Here is an 11121-nt window from a genome sequence, read left to right as displayed (position 1 = left end):
GAGGCCGTCGAGGCGGCGTGGCTGGCGTACGAGGCGGCCGAGGCTGGGGTGCGTCGGCTCGACGCGGCGGCCGCGATGCCGCTGCCGCACACCGCACGGACCCCCGCCGAGTACGCGGACCGCGAGCGCTACCTGCACCGGGCGGCCCTGGATGCGTACTGGCGTCGGGAACTGTCGGTGGAGCAGCTCAGTGACGTCTTCGCCCACCGCGACGGCTGGGACCCGCGACTGCACCCGGTCGAGCAGGAGCTGGTGCTCCAGCGGGCGATCCGGGACAATCTGGCGGCCCGGCACACCGCGGCCCGCGAGCGGGAGCAGGCAGCGTGGCGGGCGGCGGAGTTGGCGGTGGCCGCGGCTCGCAGTCTGCGTGAGGAGGCGCACGCCGCGACCGGGCGGCGGGTCGCCGAGTCGGCGTCGGTGCTGCCGCTGAGCGAGGTCGCCGGACCGTCGGCCGCACAGACCCGGGAGAACGTCGAACAGACCCGGGAGAACAAGGTGACCGCTCGCGGCCGGGCGACGGTGCCGGCGTTCTGAGCCGCGAGGGCTCGGGTGGGTTAGCGTGACGGCATGTCCCGACAGGCGTGGGTCCTCGTGGTGATCGCCGGCATCCTGGCGCTGGCCACACTGGTCGGTGCGGTGGTGCTGGCGGTGCGGGTGGTGCGTACACGGCGGTTGCTGACCGGGCTCGGCGCTGGCGGCAAGGTCGCCTTCTACGGGGCGCTGATCTACACGATCTTCCCGGTCGACGTGCTGCCGGACCCGATCTACCTGGATGACATGGGGGTTCTGGCCGCCGCGCTGATCTACCTGACCCGGCTGGTGCACCAACGTCGGGCGGCGGGTCGCCAACTGCCCGATCAGCCGGACGCCCCGCCGGATCGGGACCGGGTGCGCCGCCGCGTGCCATGATCGAGGTCGGTTCGGCGGACAGGGGACGGGCATGGCGGGCGATCATCGGTTGGACGTGCACGATGAGCGTGTTGTCGCATTCTGCGCAGAACGTCACCTCGCGACGCTGACCACCCTGCGGGCGGACGGCACCCCGCACGTCGTACCGGTGGGGGTGACTCTCGACCCGGCGGCCGGACTGGCCCGGGTCATCACCTCGGGCGCCTCCCGCAAGGCCCGTCAGGTGGCGGCGGCCGGCGCGGCGGGCGCGGCGGTGGCCGTGTGCCACGTGGATGGCCGCCGCTGGTTGACCATCGAGGGTCGCGCGGTACTGCGGTCGGATCGGGCCGCCGTGGCGGAGGCGGAGCGGCGGTACGCCGAGCGGTATCGGACACCGCGCCCGAATCCGGAGCGGGTGGTCATCGAGATCACCGTGACCAGGCTGCTGGGAAGCCTCTGAGCTGACCGCGTGTCCCCGATGACCGGTTAGGCCACGCAGGGGCGCTCCCCGGTGCCCGCGGCCGGCGGAATTCTCGGCGGAGCAGAGCGGTTACGCCCTCGGTACGCCCAGGGCCGAGACCACCGATGGTCGGCCCCCGTGTTGCGCCGAGCGCCATTCCCGGTGCTGCCGTCCTCCGCTGGCCGGAGGCGCCAACCCCCGAACGGAGACTCGACCATGAACCCGATCGTCCAGAAGAGCGGTCTGTCCGTCGTCGGCCTGCTGGTCGCCGGCGGTTGCGCCCTCGGCCCGGCGGTCGCCGCGCAGGCCGCCCCGGTGCAGGCCGCGCCGACCTCGTCGAGCCAGAACGACCGGCACGCCGAACGGATCCTCGGCGTCGACTACCAGGCCCAGCCGAACTTCTACTACTGCGGCCCGGCCGCGACCCGGATCGCGTTGTCCGCCCAGGGCAAGGCGCTCTCCCAGGACGAGGTGGCCCAACTCCTCGGCACCACCGAGGCGGGCACCCCCTCGGCCCTGGACACCACCCGCGTGCTGAACCAACTGACCGGCGGCAAGTACCGGACCACCGAGATCCGTGATTCGGTCGCCCGCCCCGACCAGGTCGAGCAGCTGCGCCGTGACGTCCTGGCCGCCGTGGACGCCGGTCGCCCGGTGGTGGCCAACATCAAGGGCACGACCGTGGACACCGACGGCAACCCGCACTCGTACGAGGGCGGTCACTACCTGACCCTCGTCGGCTACCGCGACGGCGGTGACACGATCCGAGTCGCCGACCCTGCCGACCCGGCGTTGGGCGAGTACTGGATGAGCCTGCCGAAGGTCGCCAACTGGATCGCCGAGCGCGGCTACTCCTCCTGATCCTGACGGTTCACCGGGCCGGCCTCTCCCGTGCGGGGAGGCCGGCCCGACCCTCGTTACGGGCCCGGGCGGCGAGGTGGGCGCGCCGACGGGCCCGGGCGGCCCGCGTCGGTCCGGCCCGGTGCAGTTGTCGCCGGACCGGCGGGTGGATCTCCGCCTCGCCGGCACCGGCCGCCCGGCGCACGATCCGGTTGGCCTCCTCGGGTTCACAGCCGGCTGCCCGAAGCAGGTCGCTGGCCGCGGTCCGCAGGCCGGTCACCAGGGACTCACCGAACGACCGGACCCCGCTCGCGGCGGCCCGCCCGGCCAGACGCGCACACTCCTCAACCAACCGGCGGGTGCGCCGAGGGTCCTCACCGACCTTGCACTCCGCCCGCATCTCGGCCACCGCCTGGCCCAACCGCGCCATCGCCTCCGGCAGCTCCGACGGGATCGGCTCGTCGTACTGCAGCGCGGTCGACGACCAGCGGGCCATGGCCCGGCTGTCCAGCAGTAACCGCTCCAGGTGATCGGCGCTGCGGGCGTACCTGTGGTATTGCTGCCGACGGTGCCAGCGCACCGGAGCGATCGTCACCACCTCCTCCGCGCCGCTCAGCGCATCGTGCAACCGACCCAGATCGCCCTCGGTGCCCCGGAGCCGCTCCAGGACTTTCAGGGTCCGGTCGCCGTCACGCTCCCGCAACGCCCCCGCCAGTTCGGCGAGCTGCTCGCAGAGGATCGTGAAGATCGGAGCCGCGGCCCGGTCCAGCACTCGCAGCGGGTTGATCGGCAGCAACAGCGCGACCACCACCAGGCCGACCGCCCCGCCGACGAGCGCGTCGAAGATCCGAGGTAACTCCAGGCCACGTTCCATCGGGGCCAGCGTGGCGATCAGCACGGCGGTACCGCCGGCCTGACCGACCAGCGCGCCGCCCCTTCCGGCCACCAGCAACGCGGCGGCGATGGCCAGCGCGACCACCGCGCCGGTCTGCCACGGGCCCGAGCCGAGCAGGAAGCGCAACGTGTCGCCGATGATGATGCCCAGGGCCACGCCGGCCAACAGCTCGAAGGTACGCCGAGCCCGCTGCCCGATGGCGGTGGCGATCGTACCGACGGCGGCGGCGGGAGCGAAGACGTGCGCTCCGGGGCCGAGCAGGTTCTGGGCGAGCAGGGCGGCGATCGCCGCGGCCAACCCGGCCTGGATGGAGATCACCAGGGTGACCTCCCACTGCCGGGCCCGGATCCGGCCGGCCTGCCCACCACGGTGCCGCACCCGCCGAACGGTCCGCTCGGCGGTCTCGTCGAGCCGCGACTGATCGCGGTCGGCGGCTGGGCGGTCGTCGGCCATGGCGGCGGTTACCCCGGCGACGGCAGGGCAATCGTGGCAGGCTCCGCACCACCGCCACCGCAGGCACCACCAACCGCGTCGAACACATCGTCAACCGTAGGTTCGCGCAGCCCCGTGGGGGTACCAGAGCCGCACACCTCCCACCGATCCGCAACCGGTAAGGGGCCGTGACATGACCAATCCACCGACCATCGACGATCACGATGCCGTCGACATCCTGGTCTCCGATCATCGTGAGATCGAGACAGTCCTCGCCGAGTTGGCGACCCGGCGGGGCACCCCCGAGCACCGCCGACGCCTCGCCGACGTGGTGATCGCCGAACTCGTCCGTCACTCGGTGGCCGAGGAGGCGTACGTGTATCCGGTCGCCCGCAAGGTGCTGCCCGACGGCGACGAGATCGCCGACCGCGAGATCGCCGAGCACGCCGACGCCGAACGGACCATGAAGGAGCTGGAGACCGCCGACCCGTCCGACCCCCGCTTCGACGAGCTGCTCGCTCAGCTGACCAGCACCGTCCGACACCACGTGGCCGAGCAGGAGAAGGAGCTCTTTCCCCGGCTGCGCGCGGCGACGGCCCGGGAGGAGCTGGTCGAGATCGCCGCGAGGGTGACGGCGATCAAGGAGACCGGGCCGACCCGGCCACATCCGGGGAGCCCGGAGCACCCACTGGCGAACAAGCTGCTCGCCCCCGGCATCGGTCTGGTCGACCGGCTGCGCGACGCGTTGAGCGGCCGGCCCACCTCGACGGACGAGCTACGCGACAAGCAGCGACACTGACCGGCGCACCATCCGGACCGGGCACTCCCGGGTCGCCGACGGATCGGCGGCCCGGGAGGCGCAAGGCTGGTCAGCGAACCTGGTCGCCCTCACCGGTGCGCGCCTGGGCCTGGTCCACGCCCTTGTCGATCTGATCGTCGTACTTGCCACCGGTGCGCTTGTCGGCCATGTCGCCGGCCTTCTCCGCACCCTGGTCGACCTGCTTGTCATGCTTGTCCGCGAAGTCCTTGGCCTTGTCCATGAAGTCACCCACGGCGTTCCTCCTCAGTCCGGTCCGTCCTCTTCGCGTTCCCCCGGCCCGAGCGGGCAAACGCCGTCGTTCCGGACGCGATTCGCGAACACCCACCCGCGTCGCACCGACCCGCGTACGATCCGCGCGGGCAACGGCCAGCGATTCGGGTGTCGGGGCACGACCGACCGGGTACCGACCTCGTCGACATCGAGGAGGACCGACATGGCCGCAGAGGAACCCGGACCGACAGTCGCCCCCGGGCCGCGCCAGACCTGGGCGGCGCTGCCCTGGCTGGTCCGTACCGCGGTGTTGTGGAGCGCCTGCCTGGTGGTGATCGCCGCGGGGCTCTACCTGCTCGGCCGGATCGCCGTCCTGCTGGCGCCACTGGCCATCGCGCTGGCCGCCACCATCTTCCTCACCGCGCTGCTCGACCCGGTCCTGCTTCTGCTGCGCCGGTTGCGCCTGCCGGCGGCGCTGGCCGCGCTCTGCACCGTACTGCTGCTGCTCGGCATCCTGGTCGGCGTCGGCGCCCTGGTGTGGAACCTGACCGCCAGCCAGTTCGACCAGCTCAGCCAGGAGCTGACGCAGGGGGTCGAACGCACTCGGGACTTCGTGACGTCCACGCTGCCGGTCACCGAGGCACAGCTGGACCGGCTGGTCGACCAGGCCCGGGACGGGCTCGGTGGTAGCTCCCCGGACCCGGTGGCCGGCGCCCGGACCGTCACCGAGGTGTTCGGCTCCGCCCTGCTGGCTCTGGTGCTGCTCTTCTTCCTGCTCAAGGATGGCCGGTCGATGTGGCACTGGGTGCTGTCGCGGATGTCCGGCCCGAACCAGCCCGTGCTGGCCGAGGCCGGCCGGGCCGGTTGGCAGACGTTGGGCGCGTACAGCCGGGGCACGATGTTCATCGCCGCGATCGACGCGCTGGGCATCGGCCTGGCTCTCGTGGTGCTGCGGGTGCCACTCGCCCTGCCGCTGGCGTTGATCACGTTCCTCGGCGGGTTCGTGCCGATCATCGGGGCGACGGTGGCCGGCGCGGTGGCGGTGCTGGTGGCGCTGGCCGCGAACGGTCCCACCACCGCGCTGCTCACCCTCGCGGCGGTGATTGCCGTCCAGCAGATCGAGGGCAACCTGCTGGAGCCGCTGGTCATGAAGCGGCAGGTCCGACTGCATCCGGCGGTGATCCTGGTGGCGGTCACCGCGGGCACGCTGATCGCGGGGATCGCCGGCGCCTTCGTCAGCGTCCCGATCACCGCCGTCCTCTGGCGCGTCATCGACACCGTCCAGCAGCGCCGCGCGTCCTCGGCCCTGCTACCCGCGGACTGATCATCGGCTGAGGTGCGTGGTGAACCAGGTGCCGGCCTGGTCGGCGACCTGTTCGAGGGTGCCGGGCTCCTCGAAGAGATGGGTGGCCCCGGGGATCACCCGCAGCTCGCCGACCTCCCCCAACTCGGCCAGCGCCCGCTCGTTGAGCGTGATCACCTCTTCGTCGAGCCCGCCCACCAGGAGCAACGTGGGGGTACGCACCTGGGCCAGCGCGTTCCCGGCCAGGTCCGGCCGACCACCCCGGCTGACCACGGCAGCCACCCGATCGGCGCGGGACGCCGCCGCGACCAGGGCAGCGGCAGCGCCGGTGCTGGCCCCGAACAGGCCGATCGGCACGTCACCGGCAGGACGCTCGGCGCTCAGCCAGTCGACGATTCCGGCCAGCCGGCTGGCCAGCAGCCCGATGTCGAAGCGCAGTTCGGCGGTTCGTGCGTCCACCTCGTCCTCGGCCGGGGTGAGCAGGTCCGCCAGCACCGTGGCGAGCCCACGGTCGTTGAGCGTGCGGGCCACCGCCACGTTGCGCGGGCTGTGCCGGGAACTGCCGCTGCCGTGCGCGAACAGCACCACGCCGACCGGCTGGGCGGGCAGCGTCAGGTCGGCGGGGAGCTGCGCTTCCCCGATCGGAACAGTCACGCTGCGCTGCTCGTCCATTGCCCCACCTCCGCATGCTCGCCGATGGCCCGGGTACCCCGCCCGCCGCCCGGCACGCCCGCCGCGGCGGCGTCATCCCGGGCCCGTGGGCACGCCGCCGGGCCGCGTTTGCCCGATATCGCGTCGGGTACGCGACGAGCGACCGCAGACCGTGTCGGCGCAACCGCGCCCCGACGGATCGCGAGGATCGCCATGGCCAAGCAGCAGATTTCCCGGCAGCAGCAGCTGACCGAGCAGACCCAGCGCGAACAGGACGCCGAGCGCAACCAGGACGTCGGGGACCAGGATTTCGGGGACCAGGCCGCCTCGGCCCGACTGCCCGACGATCCGAAGGCGGCGGCGCCCCGGGACGCGATCGGGCGTCCGTCGACCGGCGAGCCGGTCTGACTGACAGGCACCGGCGAGCCGCTCTGACCCACGGGCGGGGCGGGAACACTCCCGCCCCGCCCGTCACTGCTCGCGTTCGGGCAGCCGTAGCAGCGGAGACCGGCCCGGTGGCTGCTCGGGCGGCGGGCCGGACGGCTCGGCCGGCGGCACCGGCACCGTCACCGGCTCGTCGCAGGTCACCCGCAGCACCTGGCCGTGGTGGCGAAGCTCCACCACGTCGTCCGGGCCGCCGTGGCGCAGCGAGTACGTCGTCTGGTGCGGCCGGACATCCACCCGCAGCGCCAACCCCCGCCACTGGAGCGAGAACTCCAACCGGCTGAGTCGGCTGGAGAGCCGGGGGGCGAAGGACAGCTCGCCGTCGTGGTCCCGTAGACCGCCGAGCCCGCTGACCAGGGCGAGCCACGCACCGGCCAACGACGCCATGTGTACGCCGTCGCGGGTGTTGTCGTTGAGGTCGTGCAGGTCCATCAGCGCGGCCTCACGCAGGTAGGTGTGCGCGAGTTCGGGGTGGCCCACCTCGGCGGCGAGCACCGACTGGGTGCAGGCCGACAACGACGAGTCGCGTACGGTGCGGCGCTCGTAGTAGAGGAAGTTGCGGACCTTCTCCTCGGGGGTGAAGGCGTCCCCCCGCCAGTGCATGGCGAGGACCAGGTCGGCCTGCTTCACCACCTGCTTGCGGTACAGCTCGAAGTACGGGTAGTGCAGCAGCAACGGATATTTCTCCGCCGGGGTGTGCGTGAAGTCCCATTCCTGGAGTCGTGTGAAGCCCTCCACCTGCTGGTGGACGTCGAGCTCCTCGTCGTACGGGACGTGCATGGAGGTGGCGGCGTCCCGCCAGCTCGCGGCCTCCTCGTCGGTGACCCCGAGGTGGAACGCCTCGTCCCGGTAGCGCATGACCACGTCCGCGGCCGCGAGCAGGTTCCGCTGCGCCATCAGGTTGGTGTAGATGTTGTCGTTCTTCACGGCCGTGTACTCGTCCGGGCCGGTGACGCCGTCGATGTGGAACTCCCCGTGCCGGTCGTGGTGGCCGATCGAGCGCCACAGCCGGGCGGTCTCCACCAGCAGCTCCAGCCCGATCTCCCGCTCAAACTGGGTGTCCCCGGTGACCATCACGTAGCGGCGCACGGCGTCGGCGATGTCGGCGGCGATGTGGAAGGCCGCCGTGCCGGCCGGCCAGTATCCGGACGACTCGGGGCCCTCGATGGTCCGCCAGGGAAAGGCGGCACCCCGGAGGTTGAGCGTCTCGGCGCGTTCCCGCGCCGAGTCCAGCGTGCTGTGCCGCCACTGCAACGCGCTGCGCACCGCGCTCGGCTCGGTGTACGTGAGCACCGGCAGGACGAACATCTCGGTGTCCCAGAAGGCGTGTCCGTCGTAACCGGGGCCGGTCAGCCCCTTGGCCGAGATCGGCCGCTGTTCGGCCCGCGCGCCGGCCTGCAACACGTGGAAGAGACCGAACCGGACCGCCTGCTGCACCTCCGGGTCGCCCTCCACCAACACGTCGGAGGCGTCCCAGAACGCGTCGAGGTAGTTGCGTTGCTCCCGGTGGAGCCCGTCCCATCCGTCGAGCCGGGCGCCGGCCAGTGCCGCGCCGACCTGGTCGCGCAGCGCCGGCAGGGACCGGCGGCTCGACCAGCTGTACGTCAGATACTTGATCACCCGCAGCTTCTCGCCGGGCTTGAGCACGCAGGCGATGGTGGTGCGCACCCAGTCCTGGTAGCCCTCGGACTCGATGGTGGTGTGGTCCGGGCCGTGCACCTCGTGCTCCATGGCGGCGGCGACCCGCAGCCCGGAGACCTTGGTGCGGTGGATCAGCTGCCCGCCGTCGGGGGTGGTCAGTTCCTCCTCGGCCTGTAGCGGCGACTCCAGCACCGCCGCGACCCGGGGGTCCTTGCTCTGCGCGGGCAGCGACTCGTTGGCCACCAACTCGGACTGCACGATCAGCCGCAGCGGGCCGTCGACGGCCTCCACCTCGTAGCTGATGGCGGCCACGGACCGCTGGGTGAACGAGACGAGACGGGTGCTGCGGACCTTGACCTCCCGGCCGGCGGGCGAGCGCCAGTGCAGCTCCCGGTGCAGGGTGCCGGCCCGCAGGTCGAGGATCCGCTCGTGCGCGAACAGTTCTCCGTACCGCACGTCGAGCGGTTCGTCGTCGACCAGCAGCCGGAGCAGTTTGCCGTTGGTGACGTTGACGATGGTCTGCCCGGACTCGGGGAAACCGTAGCCCGCCTCCGCGTACGGCAACGGACGCAACTCGTAGAACGAGTTGAGGTAGGTGCCGGGCAGGCCGTGCGGCTCGCCCTCGTCGAGGTTGCCCCGCAGGCCGACGTGCCCGTTGGAGAGCGCGAAGACCGACTCGGACTGGGCCAGCACGTCCATGTCCAGCCGGGTTTCGCGGATGTGCCACGGCTCGACCGGATAGGCGCGCTCGCGAATCATCCGGAGCCTCGTTCGGCGGCGAGCGGGTCGGTCGTGGTGCGGGTCGGTGTCGGCGGGTCGGCGCTGTCGAGCAGGTCGGCCAGGTCCGTCACCACGATGTCGGCCCCGTGGGCGAGCAACTCGTCGGCCTGCCCGACCCGGTCGACGCCGACCACGTAGCCGAAGCCACCGGCGCGACCGGCGGCCACCCCGGAGAGCGCGTCCTCGAAGACGGCGGCCCGCGTCGGGTCGACGCCGAGCATCCTGGCCCCGGCGAGGAAGGTGTCGGGGTGTGGTTTGCCGCGCAGCCCCTGCGCACGGGCGACCAGCCCGTCCACCCGGGCCTCCAGCAGCGGCTCGAATCCGGCGGCGGCGACCACCTCACCCCCGTTCGCGCTGGCGGTGACCACGGCTCGGCGGAGCCCGGCGGCGGTCGCCGCCTTCAGGTACCGCACCGAGCCCGGGTAGACCTCGACGCCGGCGGTACGCAGACGGTGCAGCAGCAGGACGTTCTTGCGGTTGCCCAGGCCGTTGACGGTCTCGGCCTCCGGCGGGTCGTCCGGGCTGCCCTCGGGTAGCACGATGCCGCGCGACGCGAGGAACGTCCGGACGCCGTCGGCCCGGGGCCGGCCGTCGACGTAGCGGTTGTAGTCCGGACCCGGATCGAACGGTTGGAACGGTTCGCCGGAGACGGTGGCGCGCTGGCGGAGGAACTCGTCGAACGTCTGCGTCCAGGCGGCGTTGTGTACGCGGGCGGTCTGCGTCAGCACACCGTCCAGATCGAAGAGACAGGCGGTCACGTGAGCAGGTAGGCCCAGCACGGTACGAATCTATCCACCCTGCTGGGCCCGCAAACCCGTTTCGGCCGCCCTGGGGCGGTTCAGTTCGGTCGCAGCGTCCAGATCACGGTCATTTCCGCGGTCGGCTTGCCGGCCTCGGTGGCGATCTGGACCGCGACCGGGAACTCCGGGCGCCGACCGGCCGCCAGCTCCTCGATCACGTCGACCGCCGGCCGGCCGAGTCGCGCGGTGGCCAGCACCGGACCCATGGCGAGTTTCCGGTAGGCGATCTCGGCCCGGACGGCCAACGGCACGGCCCGGTCGAGCTGCTGCCCGAAGGCGGCCAGCACGACCGCGCCGGAGGCCGTCTCGCCGAGGGTGAACATGGCGCCGGCGTGCGGCCCGCCGATGTGGTTGTGGGTGGCCGGCGAGTCGGGCAGCCGGACGACTGCCCGCACGCCGCCCTCCGCCTCGGGCGCCACCTCGACGAACTCGATACCGAGCGTACGAGCGAACGGCACCGCTTCCAGCATGCCGGCCGCCACCTGGCGGGAGTCGATAGTCATGACCTGACGTTACTCACCGGTAACCAGGCCGGCAACCAGCGGCTCTCGCCCACCGGGCCGGCTCAGAGGTTGGCGATGGTGCGCAGGATCTCCGCGTAGAAGTTGCCGTCGATGCTGCGGAAGAAGGCGAAGTCCTGGCCCGGGTCGCCGAAGAACGGCCGCAGCGTCCAGGCCAGTTGGGTGCCGACGAAACCGAAGAGCAGGATCCAGATGTAGAGCAGCGTCATGCTGGCCGGCCGCTGCGTCGGCTCGCCGCGTCGGACCGGCTGGTTGTTCCAAGGGCGCTGCGCCACGTAGCCGGGCGGCAGCATGCCCGGCGGGAACGAGGCACCGGCCGGCTGCCCGGCCCACTGCGTCGGCACCTGGGCGGGGGCTGGCGCGGTGGCCACGGCACCGTTCGGAGTCGGCTCGGCCACCGCGGCTCCGGCCGGCACGGCGACCGGTTCGGCGCTCT

At 72.3% G+C, this 11121-nt stretch carries 12 protein-coding genes and 2 pseudogenes; 7 read left to right on the top strand and 7 right to left on the bottom strand.

The window, feature by feature from the left end; translation table 11 throughout:
- The 4 genes and pseudogenes from PSH25_RS24630 to PSH25_RS24615 all read left to right on the top strand — a co-directional run.
- Window positions 1-534, top strand: a pseudogene (locus PSH25_RS24630) (hypothetical protein); the annotation flags it as partial.
- A gap of 33 nt (window positions 535-567) precedes the next feature.
- Window positions 568-909, top strand: coding sequence for a YkvA family protein (locus PSH25_RS24625; protein ID WP_238661331.1), 342 nt, complete (start codon window positions 568-570; stop codon window positions 907-909).
- A 31-nt stretch (window positions 910-940) separates the two neighbouring features.
- On the top strand, window positions 941-1348 hold the full coding sequence (locus tag PSH25_RS24620) for a pyridoxamine 5'-phosphate oxidase family protein (RefSeq protein ID WP_238661330.1): 408 nt from the start codon (window positions 941-943) through the stop codon (window positions 1346-1348).
- Window positions 1349-1564: 216 nt separating this feature from the next.
- Complete coding sequence (locus tag PSH25_RS24615) at window positions 1565-2209, top strand: C39 family peptidase (protein WP_238661329.1); 645 nt, start codon at window positions 1565-1567, stop codon at window positions 2207-2209.
- Window positions 2210-2219: 10 nt separating this feature from the next.
- On the opposite strand, the gene PSH25_RS24610 is transcribed toward PSH25_RS24615, so the two are convergent.
- A complete protein-coding gene (locus tag PSH25_RS24610; protein WP_238661328.1) occupies window positions 2220-3536 on the bottom strand; it encodes an FUSC family protein in 1317 nt (438 codons plus the stop codon).
- A gap of 172 nt (window positions 3537-3708) precedes the next feature.
- Between PSH25_RS24610 and PSH25_RS24605 the strand changes: the two genes are divergently transcribed.
- Window positions 3709-4314 carry a hemerythrin domain-containing protein gene (locus tag PSH25_RS24605; protein ID WP_238661327.1) on the top strand — a complete coding sequence of 202 codons (606 nt, stop codon included), beginning with the start codon at window positions 3709-3711 and terminating at the stop codon, window positions 4312-4314.
- A 70-nt stretch (window positions 4315-4384) separates the two neighbouring features.
- Here PSH25_RS24605 and PSH25_RS24600 read toward each other — a convergent pair whose 3' ends face one another.
- Window positions 4385-4555, bottom strand: a complete 171-nt coding sequence (locus tag PSH25_RS24600) for an antitoxin (protein ID WP_274527910.1) — start codon at window positions 4553-4555, stop codon at window positions 4385-4387.
- Between the two features lie 213 nt (window positions 4556-4768).
- On the opposite strand from PSH25_RS24600, the gene PSH25_RS24595 reads away from it, so the two are divergent.
- The gene (locus PSH25_RS24595; RefSeq protein ID WP_238661325.1) at window positions 4769-5869 is read left to right on the top strand and encodes an AI-2E family transporter; all 1101 of its coding nucleotides are present in this window, start codon (window positions 4769-4771) and stop codon (window positions 5867-5869) included.
- Here PSH25_RS24595 and PSH25_RS24590 read toward each other — a convergent pair whose 3' ends face one another.
- Window positions 5870-6520: a dienelactone hydrolase family protein gene (locus tag PSH25_RS24590; RefSeq protein ID WP_238661324.1), complete on the bottom strand. Its 651-nt coding sequence runs from the start codon at window positions 6518-6520 to the stop codon at window positions 5870-5872.
- 192 nt (window positions 6521-6712) lie between these two features.
- Between PSH25_RS24590 and PSH25_RS24585 the strand changes: the two genes are divergently transcribed.
- Window positions 6713-6907, top strand: a complete 195-nt coding sequence (locus PSH25_RS24585; RefSeq protein WP_238661323.1) for a hypothetical protein — start codon at window positions 6713-6715, stop codon at window positions 6905-6907.
- A 63-nt stretch (window positions 6908-6970) separates the two neighbouring features.
- On the opposite strand, the gene PSH25_RS24580 is transcribed toward PSH25_RS24585, so the two are convergent.
- From PSH25_RS24580 to PSH25_RS24565, 4 genes and pseudogenes are all read right to left on the bottom strand, one after another.
- The gene (locus PSH25_RS24580; protein ID WP_238661322.1) at window positions 6971-9343 is read right to left on the bottom strand and encodes a glycoside hydrolase family 65 protein; all 2373 of its coding nucleotides are present in this window, start codon (window positions 9341-9343) and stop codon (window positions 6971-6973) included.
- On the bottom strand, window positions 9340-10143 hold the full coding sequence (locus PSH25_RS24575; protein ID WP_238661321.1) for an HAD family hydrolase: 804 nt from the start codon (window positions 10141-10143) through the stop codon (window positions 9340-9342). The genes PSH25_RS24580 and PSH25_RS24575 overlap by 4 nt, the downstream gene beginning before the upstream one ends.
- A 59-nt stretch (window positions 10144-10202) precedes the next feature.
- A complete protein-coding gene (locus PSH25_RS24570) occupies window positions 10203-10667 on the bottom strand; it encodes a DUF4442 domain-containing protein (protein WP_238661320.1) in 465 nt (154 codons plus the stop codon).
- Window positions 10668-10729: 62 nt separating this feature from the next.
- Window positions 10730-11121, bottom strand: a pseudogene (locus PSH25_RS24565) (hypothetical protein); the annotation flags it as partial.

The organism is Micromonospora foliorum (assembly GCF_022229015.1).
Classification (GTDB): Bacteria; Actinomycetota; Actinomycetes; order Mycobacteriales; family Micromonosporaceae; genus Micromonospora; species Micromonospora foliorum.
This window is presented reverse-complemented; position numbering and strand designations above follow the sequence as displayed.